The sequence below is a fragment of the Prolixibacter bellariivorans ATCC BAA-1284 genome (genome assembly GCF_000621705.1).
In the GTDB taxonomy this organism is placed as follows: Bacteria; Bacteroidota; Bacteroidia; order Bacteroidales; family Prolixibacteraceae; genus Prolixibacter; species Prolixibacter bellariivorans.
Genome location: NZ_JHXO01000005.1, coordinates 532,384 through 551,825, shown reverse-complemented (window position 1 = coordinate 551,825; position 19,442 = coordinate 532,384). Strand labels below are relative to the sequence as shown.

At 46.1% G+C, this 19,442-nt stretch carries 13 protein-coding genes and 1 tRNA gene; 9 read left to right on the top strand and 5 right to left on the bottom strand.

All coding sequences use genetic code 11. The features are described from left to right. From T426_RS0105485 to T426_RS0105475, 3 genes are all read right to left on the bottom strand, one after another. A partial coding sequence (locus T426_RS0105485) for a DUF8202 domain-containing protein (RefSeq protein ID WP_027585384.1) occupies nt 1-3,620 on the bottom strand: 3,620 nt, incomplete at its 3' end. Nucleotides 3,621-4,061: 441 nt separating this feature from the next. Beyond that, nucleotides 4,062-4,988, bottom strand: coding sequence for a helix-turn-helix domain-containing protein (locus tag T426_RS0105480; RefSeq protein WP_025864624.1), 927 nt, complete (start codon nt 4,986-4,988; stop codon nt 4,062-4,064). Nucleotides 4,989-5,291: 303 nt separating this feature from the next. After that, a complete protein-coding gene (locus T426_RS0105475) occupies nt 5,292-5,615 on the bottom strand; it encodes a hypothetical protein (RefSeq protein ID WP_025864623.1) in 324 nt (107 codons plus the stop codon). 263 nt (nt 5,616-5,878) lie between these two features. Between T426_RS0105475 and T426_RS0105465 the strand changes: the two genes are divergently transcribed. From T426_RS0105465 to T426_RS0105435, 6 genes are read left to right on the top strand one after another with little or no spacing between them, the layout of a single operon-like run. Beyond that, a complete protein-coding gene (locus T426_RS0105465) occupies nt 5,879-8,965 on the top strand; it encodes a cytochrome c biogenesis protein CcsA (RefSeq protein WP_025864622.1) in 3,087 nt (1,028 codons plus the stop codon). 15 nt (nt 8,966-8,980) lie between these two features. Further along, nucleotides 8,981-9,784: a hypothetical protein gene (locus T426_RS0105460; protein WP_025864621.1), complete on the top strand. Its 804-nt coding sequence runs from the start codon at nt 8,981-8,983 to the stop codon at nt 9,782-9,784. Then, nucleotides 9,784-11,118: an NAD(P)-binding domain-containing protein gene (locus tag T426_RS0105455; RefSeq protein WP_036984529.1), complete on the top strand. Its 1,335-nt coding sequence runs from the start codon at nt 9,784-9,786 to the stop codon at nt 11,116-11,118. Before T426_RS0105460 ends, T426_RS0105455 begins: the two co-directional genes overlap by 1 nt. Before the next feature lie 18 nt (nt 11,119-11,136). Continuing rightward, complete coding sequence (locus tag T426_RS22840) at nt 11,137-12,723, top strand: cytochrome c3 family protein (protein WP_036984516.1); 1,587 nt, start codon at nt 11,137-11,139, stop codon at nt 12,721-12,723. Further along, nucleotides 12,702-13,940, top strand: coding sequence for a hypothetical protein (locus T426_RS0105440; protein WP_025864616.1), 1,239 nt, complete (start codon nt 12,702-12,704; stop codon nt 13,938-13,940). The genes T426_RS22840 and T426_RS0105440 overlap by 22 nt, the downstream gene beginning before the upstream one ends. Before the next feature lie 25 nt (nt 13,941-13,965). Next, on the top strand, nt 13,966-15,570 hold the full coding sequence (locus T426_RS0105435) for a hypothetical protein (RefSeq protein ID WP_027585383.1): 1,605 nt from the start codon (nt 13,966-13,968) through the stop codon (nt 15,568-15,570). A gap of 505 nt (nt 15,571-16,075) precedes the next feature. On the opposite strand, the gene T426_RS0105425 is transcribed toward T426_RS0105435, so the two are convergent. Both T426_RS0105425 and T426_RS0105420 read right to left on the bottom strand, forming a co-directional pair. Next, complete coding sequence (locus T426_RS0105425) at nt 16,076-17,263, bottom strand: low temperature requirement protein A (RefSeq protein WP_025864612.1); 1,188 nt, start codon at nt 17,261-17,263, stop codon at nt 16,076-16,078. Between the two features lie 181 nt (nt 17,264-17,444). Continuing rightward, nucleotides 17,445-17,516 (bottom strand) — tRNA-Arg (locus tag T426_RS0105420). 255 nt (nt 17,517-17,771) lie between these two features. Between T426_RS0105420 and T426_RS0105415 the strand changes: the two genes are divergently transcribed. The 3 genes from T426_RS0105415 to T426_RS0105405 are packed head-to-tail and all read left to right on the top strand — an operon-like array spanning nt 17,772 to nt 19,183. Next, entirely contained in the window at nt 17,772-18,557 is a 786-nt protein-coding gene (locus tag T426_RS0105415; RefSeq protein WP_025864611.1) for an HD domain-containing protein, read from the top strand. Beyond that, nucleotides 18,557-18,967 carry a secondary thiamine-phosphate synthase enzyme YjbQ gene (locus T426_RS0105410; RefSeq protein ID WP_234406701.1) on the top strand — a complete coding sequence of 137 codons (411 nt, stop codon included), beginning with the start codon at nt 18,557-18,559 and terminating at the stop codon, nt 18,965-18,967. The genes T426_RS0105415 and T426_RS0105410 overlap by 1 nt, the downstream gene beginning before the upstream one ends. A 3-nt stretch (nt 18,968-18,970) precedes the next feature. After that, nucleotides 18,971-19,183 carry a (2Fe-2S)-binding protein gene (locus T426_RS0105405; protein WP_025864609.1) on the top strand — a complete coding sequence of 71 codons (213 nt, stop codon included), beginning with the start codon at nt 18,971-18,973 and terminating at the stop codon, nt 19,181-19,183. The last annotated feature ends 259 nt before the right edge of the window (nt 19,184-19,442 follow it).

The window sequence follows — 19,442 nt, the reverse complement described above, 5'->3', positions numbered from 1 at the left end:
TCGTCTACCGAAACAGTGATTGTTGCATTATCATCACGGTCGATATCATCATTCACTCCCGTAACTGTAATCGTCTGAGGAGTATCCCAATTGGCCGGAGTAAAGGTTAGTGACGGTGCACTTACCGTGGCTTCAGCCGTTTTATCGCATACAACATCAAGAACAACATCAGTTGTTGGTTCTGTATTTAAGACTACCGTAAAGGTACCTGTTCCCGCATTTTCATTAACTGTTAGATTTGTTTCACTTACCGTAAAACCAGCTGTATCATCATTGGTTAAAGTGACTGCCACTGTTTGATCATCCAAGGCATCAAAATAATCATCACTGGATGCATCATCTACCGAAACAGTGATTGTGGCGTTATCGTTACGGTCAATATTATCATTCACACCAGTAACAGTGACTGTTTGTGGTGTATTCCAGTTGGCCGTTGTAAAGGTTAATGTTGATGCATCAACTGTAGCCTCATTCATATCATCGCTTGTAACTTTAAAAACGACATCATTCAATGGCTGTGCATCTAAAACAACGGTAAATGTTCCGGTTCCGGCATTTTCGCCAATCGTTAATGCTGATTTACTAAGAGTAAAGCCCGGTGTTGTTGTTGCGAAAGCTAAATATGCTCCATCATCCGGATTTATCGAAGCCCAGTAATAGGTTCCATCATCAGTTAAATTGACAACATCATCAGAACTATCGAATGTTAAGTCGTTGGATATTACCAAAACAGGTATTCCGGAAGGGAACGTTATCGCTGTTTTGGGAATGGCAAAATACACATCACCCACAGTTCCTGTTTCATCTACCTTCCAAACACGATCTGAACGGTTATTGGTTCCGCCATTAAAGCTTGATGTAAATGAGTTTTCGGTACCATTGTTATGCCCCATTAGCATAAAATTACCTTCGCCAAGTGCCGTTCTGCTTCCGTCTGTATTTGAGGCTGTAAAATCTTGTGTGGTAGCCAGTATTGGTCCGTTTGTGTTATTTGCGGACCGCGATACTTTTTGATTAAGGCCAGATGCGTTATCTTGCCCAATTCCGAAAATATCATTATCATAGCCTGTATTATCGGTAGCGCTCCAGATGGTGCTTCCATCAGAAGCCAGATAATCATCAGTTTTTGATATACCGTATTTAAGCGCCAGGTAAGATTCGACCTCTTTTACTTCAGTATCAGAAAGATCAGCAGCATAAATAATATATTCAGCGATATCTGTGGTAGACGGGGATGAAAAGTCTTGCGGATTTGCTCCGAAGCCCAAATAACCATCATTACTCCCAGCCAGTGAATTGAATTCATTCAGCTGTTTCTCCAGAGCTCCATCCAAATACAGGGACAAGTCTCCTAGCTGTACATCTTGTCGCGCAATCACATACTTACTGATAGTAGTCGTATTTCCATACATTATTGTTCCGTCTTTGCCATAATCAGTACGCTGATTGTCACTAGTCCGTTCAAAATAACCTGCTCTGTCCCTGGTGCCAGTTGCAGAACCGTACCCGGCTTCAACTCTTCCGTCCGTAGTTTTCTTTACTAAAAAGGCGGTATTATCATCCTTAGTTGAATTGAAATAGGTTGTATAGGGGGCAGTAGAGGAGGTTTTTATCGCATCATCGCCATCAAAAGATACAACAGCGTTGAAGTTTGCCCTGTTAGGAACCACTGCAGGGTCTCCAGCGACATCACTCACTGTAATTTTGTACCTACTTTGTCCTTCCCAACCCGTAATATTTCCGTTGGTTATTGTACTAGCTCCACTTGTCGTGCCGCTGTTGGCATTGAACCATACACGTAAGTTGTCAACTACTCCACCCGGGGCTTTCGGACGAACTAAATCAATATTAAGGGTTGTTGTTGTGGTCATGTTGATGGTTGGGTCGCCAGACATTCCTCCATATTCAATAATGTACCCGGTTGCCGTAGTATTCTTCCTGTCATTCCATTTCCCCGGTGGTAACGTTGAACTATTTTTATTCGTAAAGAATTGTAAATAATTTTCAACATTGCCATCATTACTTGGTTGAGAAGGGCCCCAATTCACATAACTCCCGTTAAAAGCAGTCCCGCCTTGATAAAATGTTGTACCGGCCTCTGGTCCGGTTACCCATTTCCAGATACCTTCTGATGTACCTTGTGATACATCGTCCGAACCTCCCAACCATAAAACACCATCAGCATTATCTTGTATGCCCAAAATAAAACTGTTCTCAGCTGCCGATGTTACAGTACAAAGGTACCCTTGCAATCCGTAGTAGGTTGTTGAAGCTGCAGCAGTCTTTGCATCGGTCCAAGATAATTCGGTACTTACATATTTATAGAAATGCCCGTCATCCAATTTCGAATCCTGGGAGAAATAGTCCGTATTGGCTAATGAAATCGTCAATGTGCGCTGTTCATTGTTAACAGAGCTGAATTCCGCATCGTTTGTGTAAGTAATGCTTCGTACTGCGGCCTGGTAATTAGCTGGTGAAGCATCTCCGGTCAGTACGAGAGCCCCTTTGCTTTTATCAAAAGTTCCCGTTATCCCGTTCTGATTGGTAAACGAAAGAACGTCCTGATCAGTGTGATTTCCGGACGTAAAGGCAATGACTAATCCTTTGATGTTGTCATTCTCTGTATCAGTAATTGTGAAATCCGGAAATAAAGCAACCGGGGTACTGGTTTCTGTAGAATACGTCGGAGAAGTATCATTCCCATTCATTACCGGAGGCTGTGGGGCAACCACATTTAAGGTTGTTGTGGTGGTCATCTTCAAGGTTTCTCCGGACATACCACCATACTCTACAACATACCCATATGTTTTAGTATCATAAATATCATTCCATTCACCAGGGTAATTGGAGCTGTACATCATTAAGTAATCCTCGTCTGTACCCGTTGTACCGCCGTTGTTTGGTTCTGACACACTCCAGTTTACATAATTACATGGGGCTCCGTTCTCTGGTCCTGTTACCCATAACCATGTACCTTCACTAGCCGCATCAGAGCCCCCCAACCAAATCATATTCGAAATCTTACTCAGGATAAAACTATTCTCCGTTACCGAAGTAACTGTAGCGAGGTACCCCTGCAATCCGTAATAGGTTTTTGCACTGGCAGCAATTTTTGCTTCAGACCATGTAACGCTAGCATTTACATATTCATAAAAGTGTCCGTCGTTCAATTTCGAATCTTGTGAGAAATAGTCCGCATTGGCCAATGAAATGGTCAGTGTTCGCTGGTCATAGCTGGCAGCCCCAGGTGCTGCATCATTTGAATAAGTAATGCTACGCACTGCTGTTTGGTAATCAGCTGGTGAGGCTGCGCCGGACAAAACGAGTGCTCCCTTCGTTTTATCAAAACTTCCGGTGATTCCGTTCTGATCGGTAAATGAAAGAATGTCCTGGTCAGTGTGATTCCCGGACGTAAAGGCAATGACTAATCCTTTAATATCATCATTCTCCGCATCCGTAATCGTGAAATCCGGAAATAAAGCAACCGGTGTATTAGTTTCTTTATAATACTTTGGCGAAGTGTCATGTCCATTCATTACCGGGGGGGTATCCACAGCATATAACGGTGCAATCCCCATCCACACCAGTACCCCAAACAACAGAGCAAGTTTGTAATTCATAACAATATTCAAGATTGGTTATACTTAGTTAAAGTGTGCAGGCCTTTTTTGTTAAAAAACCTTAATTCCTTAAGAAAAACGCTCTCAACTCCTTCTTAGTATAACATAAATCACTGAATAGATAACACAAATCACTGAACAGATAACACAAGCTGCTATCCAAATAACACTATCCACGGAGTGATTGGCACGAATCATCTTTTTCCTGCTATTGACAGAAAAGAGTGAAAAATAAAAAGGCTGCCTGCGTGGTATTGCATGACAGCCTCTCGCTATTAAAATTATGCCAATATGTAGGACTCCACTCCTTTTGCAGAGCCACCCAGGTAAAGACAAATCTGATATGTATCCCGTCCTCAATGTATACAAAGCGAGAACAGAGCTCTCAGAACCCACCCGTCAAGAGTCAGTTAGAAAAACATTCACACCGACACATTTCGCTCAACTAGTACTATATTTGGCTTTCGTCTTCCTATACTCTTGCGGCGTAAGCCCCGTTTTAGCCTTGAATAACCGACTAAAATAATGAGGGTACCGAAAACCTAATTCATAGGCAATTTCGGCAACAGAATCCTGGGTACCTAATAATCGCGTCCGGGCCTTATCGATTATCACATCCGTAATATGATCTTTTGCACTTCTACCGGTTTCCCTCTTCAATAAATCACTAAGATAATTTTGTGACAGATTTACCTTCTCCGCCATGTATGATACGGTAGGGATTCCGTTCTTCTCAAGTAACCCAGCCTGCATATATTCTTTTAATACATTCTCGACTTTTATAAGAATATCTCTATTTAAAACTGTTCTGGCTTCAAATTGTCTTTCATAAAACCGAAGGCAATAATTTAACAGCAACTCTAAACACGAAACGAGCACTCGTTGGCTATGGTTATCAGTACCCCGGCTATATTCTTCTGTTATTTGTCGAACACAGTCCTTTAAGGTTTGCTTTTCACTACCTGCCAAATGCAACGCCTCATGGGTGTCATAATTGAAAAATGAATAGTTGTCAATGTTCTCACCCAAAGAAGTTCCTCTGATCAAATCCGGATGAAAAAACAACATCCAGCCCTGTTCCTGATCGAAATCAGTAGTCGATTTCGCCGCAATAACTTGCTTCGGAGCCGTAAAAGCCAACACCCCTTTATCAAAATCGTAATCGTTTTTTCCGTAGTGTGAACCACACTCGGCACTCTTCAATCCGATGTAATAAAAGTCAGCCGAAATTTTAGTACCGACCATCTCTTCTGTTATCTTCAACTTCGATACATCAATCACACTGATTAAAGGATGCGTGGGAGCGGGAAATCCCAACATGCTATGTAACGTTGAAATCGTTTTAACTTGAATTATATCCTCTGACATTTCTTCGTGTAATTAAGAATTAACCTCACAAAACTAGAAAAACAGGTAATTTTTAAAAACCGACCGATCTTACTCTCTATAAATTAAAAACGATTCTAAATATTCAAATAACCACCTCCGTCTATATCTTGCGCAAAACCAAACGATATTTTCTGTTACGAGTATTTATTTATGCCTGTTTCACGAAAAGGTATTCCAGAATAAGACAGATGTGATTAAGACACAACCAAAAACGCTTTCCCAATCGCCCACTATCATTTCATCCATGGTTATCTACTTTAACCTTGATTACTTCACAATTGACTATTCCCACTCTCCATGCACCCTCAGGCGTTCAAACTTTTCGTCAGCCAGTTCAATAACCCTCTTTTGCCCTTCGGGTCCTTTTATGCATGTGTCAATCAGCTGCTGAAGCTGCTTACTTTGTTCTGCAATCCCGATACCCGGATCCGATTCGTCGTTGGTCAACTCACGAATCATCCGGGCCACTTCAGCCGACTTCGATTTCTTTGCCTTGGTCACATTCAGTTTTAAATAGTCAATCAGGGCATTGAATCCGCAAATCGTCCGATCCAAAGCGTAAGGTGCTTCGTCAAATCGCTGTCCGTCATGCGGCATTATGGGCATAATCGTCGTTTTTTTTTTTTGGTTTACTTTCGAAAATGTAAAAAATATTGGGAAGGTTGACAAATGGTTTGCAATCTCTAAAAAAGCTGCATCGGTCTTTTTACTTCTTCATGAAAAGCCTTAAATTACTATCTGAAAGCATTATAAATCACATCCAACATTTCTTATTTTGAATAACTCCAACTATTTTCACAACATTCACTCATTTCAATAACTGACTATATAGATGTGAAATGAGTGGATTTTCCACTAAACCCTAACTTATGAAGAAAGCGGGGAACATCCTCTTTTCCATGACCACAGCCGTCATCCTCATGACGGCTTTTGCTGTTTCCATTGCATGGGCTACATTTGTTGAACGCGATTACGGAACAGCCACAGCGCATAAGCTCGTGTACAATGCCGTTTGGTTTCAGATCGTTTTATGGCTGGTAGCCGTCAACATCACCGGCAACATGTTCAAATACAAACTGGTTACCCGGAAGAAGTGGACCATCTTGCTGTTCCACGTCGCTTTTCTCTTCATCCTGGCCGGAGGGGCCATCACCAGCTATTTTGGCTACGAAGGCATGATACACATCCGCGAAGGCGCGTCATCCAACCAGCTCCAACTAAAACAGACCGACCTCACGCTGGAAGCAGACTACATGGGCGTGAGAAAGTCGGTATCCAAAGCCATCAGCCTGACGCCGCGTGGTACGAACCAATACAGCGAATCGCTGGAAATTGGCGGCACGAAAGTCAGGATGGAAACCGAACTGTACATTCCCAATGCAGCAGAAAAGCTGGTGCCCACGACGAATGGCGTCCCCGGCATCTCCCTCTTCATCATGGACAGCCGGAAAGCCGGGCACGAAAGCGAACTGCTGCAGGGTGAAGAGGTAACCATCGACAACCAGACCTACTCTTTCAATTCCGGCCAACCGGGAACCATTACCTTCAGCGAAGAAGACAAGCAACCAGCCTTTATTGCCAACGACACCGTGCTGGTGACCGGCATGATGACCCGCGACACAACGGTGTTGCTGCCCGGCATCCGGCATTTGGCTAAAGAAAAAACCATCTATCGCGTTGGTGGGCAGGTGTTCGTCATCAAATCGTTTCTGCCCTCCGCACAAAAGAGCATGACCAGCATGGCGGAAAGTAATACCGGCGTGCAGGGACTCGTCGTATCTTTGTCAACCGACAATGCTTCGACGCGGGTAAATCTGCTGAATCGTGACGGAGAAGCGGTTCCGGCACAAACGAAACTGGGTGACCTCAACCTCACGGCTTCGTTCGGTTCGAAATCCGTCGAACTTCCCTTTTCCATACAGCTGAAAGATTTCATCCTGGAACGGTATCCCGGTTCGAACAGCCCTTCATCCTATGCCAGCGAGGTGACCGTCCAAAATCCCGACGGTTCATCCTTCCCTTACCGCATTTTCATGAATCACATCCTGAAATACAAAGGCTACCGCTTTTTCCAGGCCTCCTACGACCGCGACGAACGGGGAACCATACTCTCCGTCAGTCACGATTACTGGGGCACCTTTTTCACCTATTTAGGCTACCTGCTCATGGGACTCGGAATGGTCCTCACCCTGATGAACCGGAACAGCCGGGTCCACACCCTCATCAGGCAAGGTGCCCAAATCCGGAAAACCAAACGCAACACACTCGGTCTCATCACCGTTTTCGTGTTGCTGACTGCGGCTTTTCCCATGTCGCTCAATGCACAAAATACAATGGGAAGCAAGTCGCAGCATCTGAAAGAACTTAATTCACTGCTGGTGCAAAACCGGAACGGACGCATCGAGCCGCTTTCCACGATGTCGTCAGCGCTCATGCGGAAAATCCACAAGAGTGAAACCTACAACGGCATGTCTTCCACGGAAGTGATACTGGGTATGCTTTCCCATCCGGCTCAGTGGCAGCAGGAAAAGCTGATTAAGGTTTATAACAAAGATTTGGCTTCACAACTGGGAAGCTCAGGCGAATACATCAGTTTTCAGCAACTATTTGAAAACGGCCGGTACAAACTGCGGGAGCTCGCCAATAAAGCTTACCACACCGAGCCCGGCAAACGCAACCAGTTCGACAAGGAGGTGATTAATCTCGATGAACGGGTGAATATCTGTTACCAGCTTTTTAATCACTCTTTTTTAAAGCTTTTCCCCTTACCGGGAAATCACGGGGACAGTTGGGCCACCGAGCAAATGCTAAAGCGGCACGGAAAAAGCACCAATACTGCTGAACCGTTGTCGGTCTATACTAATTATCTACAGGCAGTGCAACAGGCACAAACCAACGGCAACTGGAGCCAACCGGACCAACTATTGTTGGCCTTGAAACAATATCAGCTGACGAACGGAGGAACCATTATTCCGTCGCAGAAGAAAATCAGGATGGAAGTTTTTTACAACCGGGCCAACCTGTTTGGAAAGCTGGCAAAAACGTATTCGCTGTTTGGTTTGCTGCTCCTTATCCTCAACCTGATTTTCCTCTTCAGGCCACAAATGAAACTGAAACGCGTCAATCTGGTGGGAATGATGATATCACTGCTCATTTTTGCCGTTTACACCTTCGCATTGATTTTGCGTTGGTACATTTCGGGACATGCGCCGTGGAGCAACGGATACGAAACCATGCTTTTCGTGGGCTGGGCAACCGCACTTGCCGGACTGTTCCTGTCGCGCCAGTCGGGCATCACATTAGCTGTCACCAACCTGCTGGCCGGTATCATGCTACTAGTTGCGGGAATGAGCTGGCTCAACCCGGAAATTACACCGCTGGTTCCGGTGCTGAAATCCTACTGGCTCATCATCCATGTGGCGGTCATTACTTCCAGCTACGGATTTCTTTCCATTGGCGCACTGTTGGGTTTCCTGAACCTCTTCCTCATTATCATTCGTAATTCGCAAAATAACCAACGACTAAGCCTGCACATTCGTGAAATCACGGTAGTGAACGAAATAACCTTGATTGTTGGACTAATTCTCCTCACTGCCGGCTCCTTTTTGGGAGGCATCTGGGCCAACGAATCGTGGGGGCGCTACTGGGGCTGGGACCCGAAGGAAACCTGGTCGCTGGTCACCATCCTGGTGTATGCCGTAGTGTTGCACTTGCGGAAAATTCCGGGAATGAAAAATAACGCGATATTCAACGGCTTGTCCGTATTGAGTTTTGGCTCCGTGCTGATGACGTTCATCGGAGTGAACTACTATTTGTCCGGACTGCACTCTTACGCCCAGGGAGAGGCACCGCCTGTTCCGGGATCTGTTTACATCACCGTCGTTGTCATTCTGGCAATGATGGGGGCAGCTTACGTGAAGGAAAAACGTTCGCCCGTTGCCAACTTGAATGATTAACCCAAAACTGAATCTATGTCGCCGAAAGCACACAAAATATACATTGGAACCTTTGTCGTCATTGTGGTGGCGATCACCGCCGCGCTGACCATCGTGGGCTATTCCTATTACACCACGCCCATCGTCGACCGTTTTCATCACCCCGATTACAATCTACTGAAACCGAGCGGCATTTTGGGACACGGTTACGGTATTATCGGCACCCTGCTCATCATTACCGGTATTGCCACCTACATGCTGCGCAAACGGATGCGGATATTTTCCCGCTGGGGACGCTTGAAGCATTGGCTTGAATTTCATATCTTTCTGTGCACCCTCGGAGCCATTCTGATTCTCTTTCACACTTCCTTCAAATTCGGGGGCATTGTATCAGCCAGTTTCTGGAGCATGGTTGCCGTTGTCGCCAGCGGAGTGATTGGGCGTTACATCTACATTCAGATTCCGCACACCATCGAGGGCCGTGAAATGAATCTGAATGAAGTACATAACCTACAGAAGGAGATTGAACAAAAGCTACGGAACGATTATGGTGTAGAGGAACAGGTTTTTGCGTCGCTGGAGGAGAACCGGCGCGCCGCCATCCGGTTGCTGAAAGAAGAGGCGCGAAAAAAAGGACTCCGCGGCAAAGAAATGCGGAAAGCCATCCGGTTGTTGAAGACAGAAGATAAACTGTCCGGCCGGATCAAACGGTTGGAAAAGATGCAGAATCTCTTCCGCTACTGGCACATTGCCCATCAGCCCTTTGCGCTGATTATGCTGATTATTATGGTTATTCACGTAACCGTCACCCTGTTATTCGGATACCGATGGATTTTTTGATGACAGATATATGGTTGGAGAAAATAATTATCTACGGTGGGGTTTTCCTCATCATTGCCATCGTTTTGAGCATTTACATCCTGAAATTACGACGGGAAACGCGTCGCTCCGAATCCAGGATTGCAGCCGCAAAGGAAAAAGGATTGTACGAGCCGGTTTCCCTACATCCGGTCATCCATATCAACAAGTGCATTAAAAGCGGGGCCTGCGTGAGCGCTTGTCCGGAAACCGACGTCCTGGGCATCAGTAATGGCCGTGGGACGGTGATTAATGCCTCACATTGCATTGGCCACGGCGCTTGTTTTCATGCCTGTCCGGTGGAGGCCATTACCCTGAACATCGGAACAGAAACGCGCGGCGTTGACCTCCCCCACGTGAGTCAGACCTTCGAAACTAATGTGAAAGGAATTTTCATTGCCGGTGAACTGGGTGGCATGGGATTGATCAAAAATGCCGTGGAACAGGGACGTCAGGCCATCGAAAACCTGGTGGCCCATCTACCGAAAAAGCACGATGCCACATACGATATCATCATTATTGGTGCCGGTCCGGCCGGAATATCGGCTTCGCTAACCGCAAAGAAACACCAGCTGAATTTCGTCACACTGGAACAGGATTCGCTGGGCGGCGCGGTTTTCACGTATCCGCGCGCCAAAGTGGTGATGACAGCACCGATGGATCTGCCACTTCACGGAAAGGTAAAGCTTTCCAATACCTCGAAAGCTGAGCTGCTGAACCTATGGACTTCCGTTCTAACTAAAAATACCATTACCATCCGGGAAAAAACCAAGGTAGAAGCTATTGAAAAGGAAGGCGATCACTTCAAGGTCACCTCTTCGAAAAACGAAAGCCTGACAACCGCACGGATATTGCTGGCCATTGGCCGCCGGGGAACTCCGCGGAAACTGGGCGTTCCGGGTGAGAACCTGGAGAAAGTCCGGTACCGGTTGCTCGATCCGGAAATCATACAAAACAAACGGGTTATGGTCGTTGGCGGAGGAGACTCAGCCGTCGAATCGGCCATGATGCTATCTGAGCAAAATGACGTAACTTTATCATACCGCAGCGGAAATTTCAACCGGATTAAGCCGGGAAATGCGACCAAACTGGAGGCGGCTGTTGCCGGACAAAAACTGACCGTTAAATACCTCACCAATGTAGCGGAGATTCAAGCGGAACAAGTCATCCTCAAAAACAGTAAAACTAACGAGGAAGAAGCCATTCCGAACGATCTCATTTTCATTTTTGCCGGGGGTGAACTGCCCACGGAATTCTTGAAGAAAACCGGCATCACCATCACACGGAAATTCGGTGATGTGATGATGAAACACTAACAACCTGACAAACCCGATATGAAGAAGGTTATCATGTGTTTAATTTCCGTAGTCCTGTCTGTTCCCACCGTTTGGGGACAGATATCGCCTGGCGAGTTGACGAAAGCACATGCCAACCTGGAAGGCATCCGGAACTGCGTAAGATGCCACGAATTGGGCGACAAGGTAACCAACGAAAAATGCCTTGCCTGTCACACCGAAATTGCCACTCGCATTCAGCAACACGAAGGTTATCATGCCTCGTCAGAGGTGCAGGGAAAAGATTGCTCCGGTTGCCACAACGAGCACCACGGCCGCAATTTTGACATGCTCAACCTCGATAAGGCCACCTTCAATCACAACCTGACCGGTTTTCAACTTCAGGGAGCGCACAAACGAACCGACTGCCAGGCCTGCCACAAAAAGGAATTTATCACCGATACGAAACTGAAAGACAAAAAACTGACGTACCTCGGGCTTTCGCAGCAATGCCTCTCGTGTCACCCGGATTACCACCGGCAAACCCTGTCGGACAATTGTACCGAGTGTCACAATTTCGAAAGTTTCAAAACAGTACCGAACTTCCATCATAACCAGACCGACTTTGCCCTGAAAGGAAAACACGCCGAAGTCGCCTGCATCGATTGTCACAAGAAAGAAACCGTCGACGGACAGCCGTTCCAGCATTTTGCCGACGTGCCACATGCCAACTGCACCAGTTGCCACGAAGATGTCCATCACAATAAATTCGGGCAAAACTGTACCCAATGCCACAGCGAACAATCGTGGGGTCAAATCAAAGGCATGGCCAATTTCGACCACAACAAAACCGGATTCCCGTTGCGGGGACTCCACTCGAAGGTCGCTTGTCAGCAATGTCACAAAAATAATTATGCCGCTCCGTTGCCACATAACCGGTGCAACGACTGTCATGCCGATTACCACAAAGGCGACTTTACCCGGACCAATCCGGCCTCCGATTGCAAATATTGTCATACCGTTAATGGATTTCAATTCACCAATTATACCATAGAAAAGCATAATTTGAGTAACTTTAAGCTGAACGGTGCCCACATGGCTACTCCTTGCTTTTCCTGTCACAAGAAAGATGATCGGTGGCGTTTCCGGAATATTGGCAGCAATTGCATCGATTGTCATCAAAACGTGCATAGTGGATTCATGGATGACCAGTACACGCTGAAGGACGGCTGTAACTCCTGTCACAATGAGAATGCCTGGACGGAAGTATCATTCGATCACGGGAAAACCGGATTTTCGCTGGAAGGAGTTCACGCTCAAACGGACTGCGGAGCTTGTCACTACACCAAAGGAGAAGACGGCAAAACCATTCAACGGTTTGCCAAATTAAATCCTTCATGTACCGAATGTCACCAGGATGTGCACCACGGGCAATTCACGAAATATGGTGAAGAAGGTTGTAGTCGTTGTCACGGATTTGACGACTGGAGTGCGGCGAAGTTCGATCACAACCTGTCGCGATTCAAACTGGAAGGTGCCCATGCTTCGGTCAGTTGTATCTCCTGCCATCCGCAAGTGAAATCAAAAGAGGGTTCATACACAAAATACACCTATAAAAACGTCGAATGCGCTACCTGTCACAACTAATATGGCTCCTGCTGCTGCCCGTTCAGTTATGGGCTCAGTCGCCTCACGGAGACAACTTCAACATCAAATGTGAAGTTTGCCACTCTCCGGAAGGATGGCAACTGGTTGAACACTCGAAATTCGACCACGACACCACGGGGTTTGCCCTGAAAGGAACGCACGAAAGTGTGGCCTGCCGGCAATGCCATGTTTCACTGGTCTTTTCGCAGGCACCCACCAATTGCAACGCCTGCCACAACGATATTCATGAAAATACCGTCGGACAGGATTGCGACGAATGCCACAACACCACGACCTGGGCCGTAACCGACATCATGGAAATACACCTGCGAAGCCGGTTCCCGTTAACCGGAGCGCACACCATGGCCGATTGCTACGACTGCCACAAATCAATATCGCTCATGCGATTTGATCCGATTGGAATTGAGTGCTACGATTGTCATAAAGAAGATTTCATGGCAACAACAAATCCCAACCACGTCGCCAGCGGATTTTCGACCGAATGTACCGATTGCCACTTCATCAACGCCGTCAACTGGGCATCCGAAGGCTTCAACCACGATTTCTTCCCGCTAACGGAAGGACATGCCATCAGCGACTGTGCAGCATGCCACCAGAACGGCGTCTTTACCGGTCTGTCAACTGAATGCTATTCCTGTCACGCGCAGGATTACAATAACGCCACAGACCCGAACCACGTAACCGCCGGTTTCTCGCAGCAATGTCAGGACTGCCACACGACGCATCCGGGCTGGAGTCCGGCAACATTTAATCACGACGATTTTTATCCGCTGACCGGTGCGCATGCCAACATCGCCAACGATTGTCTGAAATGCCATGCCAACGGATACAGTAACACGCCGACGGATTGCTACGGCTGTCACAAAACGGATTACGATAACACCACTGACCCGAACCACCTCGCGGCAAATTTCCCTACTACCTGCGACGACTGTCATACCGATGTAGCATGGAAGCCGGCGACGTTTGACCACGACGGGCAATACTTCCCCATTTACAGCGGAACGCACAACGGCACGTGGAACTCCTGTAGTGATTGCCATACCAATTCGAGCAATTATGCCGAATTCTCGTGTATCGATTGCCACGAACACGACAAAACCAGCACGGATGAACACCACCGAGAAGTGAGTAACTATGTATATAACAGTGCAAATTGCTATGCATGTCACCCGAATGGCCGGGCCGAAGACTAATGAGAAATAATTAAACCGCATGCCGATGATGAGAAAAACAATCATCCCATTCATTTTTCTGGTATTTGCCGGATACTTCGCGCAAGCGCAGGATGCAAAGCGGCTAAACGGAAAAGTCTCATACATCAGTGCACAGCATGTTTATGTCCGTTTTACCTCCACTGATGGCATTGATGTGGGTGATACATTGTATGTCGAGGCAAAAGGAAAACGAATTCCGGGGCTGGTGGTTGTACAGCGCTCCTCCATCTCGTGTGTGACGACCGTTGTTGGCAATTATTCGCCAAAAATGAACGATGTTATTCAAGCCGATATCAAAGCCAAGGCATCCATAACCGACGAGAAAAAGCCGGTCTCGGTACCGAAAAAACCGCTCGCTGTCATTCCGCAGCCAGCAAAGCCACAGCCCAAATTAATACAGGAAAAATCGAGGTTGTACGGGCGCGTCAAACTGGCTTCTTATTCCAATTTCTCCAATACCGATGTAAAGAACCAGCAACGGATGCGGTATACGCTTTCGCTGAATCAGCAGAATATCGGCAATTCAAATCTATCATTCGACAGCTACATTTCGTACAATCACCGCACGGGTGGCTGGAATACCGATAACCAAAGTATTTTCAACAGTCTGAAGATTTACAGCCTGGCTGTAGGCTACAATTTCAGCAAAAATACCAGCCTCTGGTTTGGCCGGAAAATGAATACGAAAGTTTCGAATATCGGGGCCATCGACGGTTTGCAGTTCGAAACCCGCGTCAACAACTTCACTTTTGGCGTTATTGGGGGTGCGCGCCCCGATTACATGGATTACGGCGTCAACACGAACCTGCCACAATTTGGTGCGTATGTCAGTCACGAGGCGAAAGGAAAAGTGGGCACGGCGCAAAGTTCGCTGGCGGTGTTCGAGCAAATGAACGGTTCGCATACCGACCGCCGCTTCATCTACATTCAGCACAGCAATTCACTCCTGAAAGATTTTAACCTGTTCACTTCGGTTGAAATGGATTTGTACCAGGTAAAAGACAGCGTTCCAACCAACACGCTCGATCTGACCAGCTTCTATATTTCGTCGCGCTACCGGGCTTCGCGAAAGGTATCGTTTTATGCTTCGTACGATGCGCGGAAGAATGTGATTTACTACGAAACCTATAAAACGCTGGTCGACCTGATAACCGATAATGCCACCCGGCAGGGAGTTCGCTTTCGCGTGATGGTGCGGCCCATCAATTACCTCATTGTTTCGGCGCAGGCCGGTTACCGTTCCCGGAAAGGCGATCCCGATCCGTCGACCAATTACAATTTCTACATCACCCACAGCAAAATTCCGTGGCTCAAATCCTCGATGACCCTGAACGTAACCAAATTAAAAACGAGCTACCTCGATGGATTGCAATATGGCGGTAACCTGTCGAAATACCTGTTGAACGGGAAACTGTACGGCTCGCTCTCCTACCGCATCATCAATTATAATTTTCTCAATTCCAGTTCCGGAATCAATCAAAACCTGGCCGGCTGCTCGTTTGCGTGGTACATCATGAAAAAGCTGCAACTCTCGATGAATTACGAGGCCACCATCGAAAAGAGCAACGTCTTTCACCGGATGTATTGGGGGTTGAGTCAGCGGTTTTGAAGAAGCTGGAAATAATTCTATCGCCATTTTCCGGCGATTATCATCAACACAATTACAACGCGAAGTATCCACCCCAAGATAAAATCCCAAAGGATTATATTTCTCACGAAAGTATTATCAGCATTCCCTTTGATTTCTGTTTTCCAGATTGCTCTTTTATACTCAATCTGCTCTTTCTGTTTGTGTTTTTTATTTGACATAGCAAACCATTTTTGGTTTTGCCATTCCACAAATCGCGGAAACCGCTCATAATGTACCATCAGAATGATGTTTCTGAAAGGACAAAACGAGATGTCTCCTAAAGTCCTTTATTTAAAAGGGGTTTAAAACCAACTCACAATTGGTACTACCAATTTTTCACTCTGATTCAGATAAATCGATGAGTTGAGAAAACAAAAAAGCCCAAGCATTAACTGCTCAGGCCTTTTCTATGAAACCAAAGATAAAATGTCCTTGAATAAATGATTTTAAATACCCGCTAATTTCGGTGCAAGGTAAAGGAATGCTACAACCGCTCTCCCTTGTTTCTCATCCTGTAATACAGGACATTCAGGTAAATGATCTCAAGCACCAGAATAACCAAAACGCCAGCCAGGTAAAATTGCCGGCTAAAGGGCAAATGAATTTGTGTGGAGATAAAGAACAATGAAGCAGTAACCAATAACGAAATACTGACGGATCGTTTTAACCCCGGCAATCGCTCATGAAATACCAGCAACCCCATCATCAGGCTGATAGAGGTTAAATAGGTGGCCACTGCGTAGCCCAACTTTTGCAAAGGTATTTCGTGATGGATTTCAAAAAATGAAGTAAAACTAACGGCAATCAGGCTAAGCGATATCAGTGCCGGAATATATAACAGTTCCAACAGTGTCGCATTGATAAAACCGCTCTTCACCTCCATTTGCGCTACCAGTGTGAAGAATATCCACCACAGGGTAAAAACAATGGCAATGGCAAGCGCAAAATTCACCCAGGCCGTGAAATCCAGCTCTCCTATTTTGCTGATTCCGTTTACCACCCCCAATACCACTTCGCCAAAGATAATAATGGCAAACAAGCCCAGGCGTTCGAACATGCTTGACGAGAGTTTCAGCTCGGCTAAGTTGCCACCTAGCATCATATGGGCAACAAAAGGAGGAGCATAATTACAAAGGATAACAACGGGAACAATTAGTTTCAGCCATTTCCCGGAGAGCAACAGGCTCAAACCCATTAATGCGAAAGCAATCAAATAAAAAATGGTGTATGGCTTGTTGTACTTCCGGTGGGACTTATCGTAAAAACCTACACTCCACCACATATAAGTAATGAAGAGCTGCATGATCATCAACACCATGGTGATATTGAAATAGCCTTTCCCCGGCGACTGACCAATGACTACAGCCAGTGCCGCGATAATTATCATCTGCCAAAGCGTCATCAACCGGGTTCGCAATCCTTCATTCCCGTGCATGTCGTGATGCATACTTCCGTTCAGCCACCCCCAGAAAATCAGGATAAACAAAAAGGCATATCCGACAAAATAATCCACGCTGATATGTTGAGCCAGCTCATGCGTGATTCGCGATATGGCAATCACATAAACCAGATCATAAAAAAGTTCGAGCCAACTTACCCTTCGTTCATGCTGCTGTTCATGAAATTTTCTGGGAGGTCCCCACCATGCTGCCGATCCGGTTCTTGCTTTCATAGAAATATCTTTTAAGCGGAATGAATGGAAATAGGTTTCACAGGAACTAAATATACAATGATCTCATCTTTTGTCAAATACAATCCCTTCTCTGTGTTAAGATTAAGTTAGACGAAAAATCCGGCGAGGATAACAAAAAAAGCCTCTCGATGAGAGGCTTTTCAAAATTGATACTTTAACGTGATCCCAGCGGGATTCGAACCCACATCGTCAGAACCGGAATCTGAAATTCTATCCATTGAACTATGGGACCAATGGTGTGCTTGCAAATATCACAGTACGCCGTGATTTTGCGAACACAAAAATAGTAATATTCTTCAAACCCGAAATCCCACATCCCATATTTTCTTGCACTTCGCGAAAAATAAACGCCTTTTAAAACCGGTAATTCACACAACAAAACTGAAAATCAGACCGTCTGTTTCAAAAAATGATTAAATAAAATGGCGAAGCCCAAATTATATGCAATAAAACCATAATTTTGGTACATATTGCTTAACACGAAATTATGATTTCGCAAGACACACTTGAACAATTCCGCGAGGAATACAACCAGATTCTGAGTTCCGTTGAAACAAAGGACTTTGCACAGCAACAAGCTTTCGAGCAATGGAAGAAACACAATGAAAAAGTGGTGGAAAATATCCTGCTGCTGGGGCAGTCTTTGGATATGGAGGATGGAGAAATGCGCATGGCCGAAATTCTGGCTTTGTTTCACGACATTGCACGCTTCCGCGATGTTACAACCTCACCCTATTACCAGAATTTAACCGAATCAGGACACGCCGAAGCCGGTGCCGAACTGCTGTCGTTACTTCCCCCGTTTAAAGAGCTGGAAGCCGCCAAACAGGAGATATTACAGAAGGTCACCATCTTCCATAACAAACCCGAGTTACCCAAAAAGGAAAATGAGTTTGTGGTATATTACCTCAAACTACTGCGAGATGCGGATAAGCTGGATGCCCTGCGCATGACTGCTGAATTTTTGACCTACCGGGATGTTAAGGTGAGTCCGGCCGATGAATTGAATTTGTCGAAAAATCCGACCATTTCCGACAGTATCTGCAAAGACATCATCAACGATATGATGCCAAAGAAGGAAGACATGGTTACCTATAACGACTACGTTCTGTTGCAGCTATCGTGGGTTTTCGAATTAACCTACCGAAAAACCTACCTGATACTGAACCAGAAACAGTATGTCAAGCGACTGTACGACGCACTTCCGAAGAACGACAGCATCATCGACATATACCGAAAAGCACGAATACATATCGAAAACCAACTTTTCTGATGATGCAACAGATCATCCACATCGAAACCGACAAACACAACGGATTATACGATATCACATCGCAAATCACTGACATTGTGAAGATGGCAAATATTTCGGGTGGGATGGTCAACGTTTATGTTCAGGGAGCGACAGCCGGTATTATGGTCCAGGAAAACTGGGATGACTCGGTTCAAAACGATGTCATCACGTTGCTACGGAAATTAGTCCCCCCGGGTGTTTGGGAACATGACGCCCAGGACAACAACGGCGATGCGCACCTGAAGGCCGGGATTGTCGGGCCGTCTGAAACCATTCCCATCGTGGACGGTAAAATGGGATTATCGACCTGGCAAAATATTTTTCTTTGTGAATTTGACGGTCCACGTAACGACCGGTCGATTGTAGTAACCCTGATTGAAAGCCGTTAGCCTATGTCTCGTAAGCTATTCTGTTTGTGTAACGAAGTGGAGGAATCGGAAGTGAGAAAAGCGATCCGGAAGGGAGAACTCTATTTCCTTCCGGCCGTTTCGGAAGCCACCGGAGCTGGCACAGGCTGTGGCCGGTGCCGTTCGCGCATTCAGGAGCTAATCGACGAGGAAAAGAAACGGTTACCCGCCATTCGGCAGCTGAAACTGGAGTTTTAACTCTGTTTCAGGTTTCAAACAAACATCTTTCAAGTTCTCAAATGATTTATCCCATTTTGCCGGTAGGCGAAAAGTGCGTAGGCCAGTCAAAGTAGCCCGGGCAGGAGCTGGCGGGAGTGGTTTTTGGCGGGGATTCCGGGTCGTGGTTCGGGAAGAAAAAACCGTAACGCGGGCTGAAGGATCACTTTGACTTGTCCTTTTCGTTCTTTTGGGACAAGCCAAAAGAACAAAATGTTTTTAATTGTCGGCTGGACATACC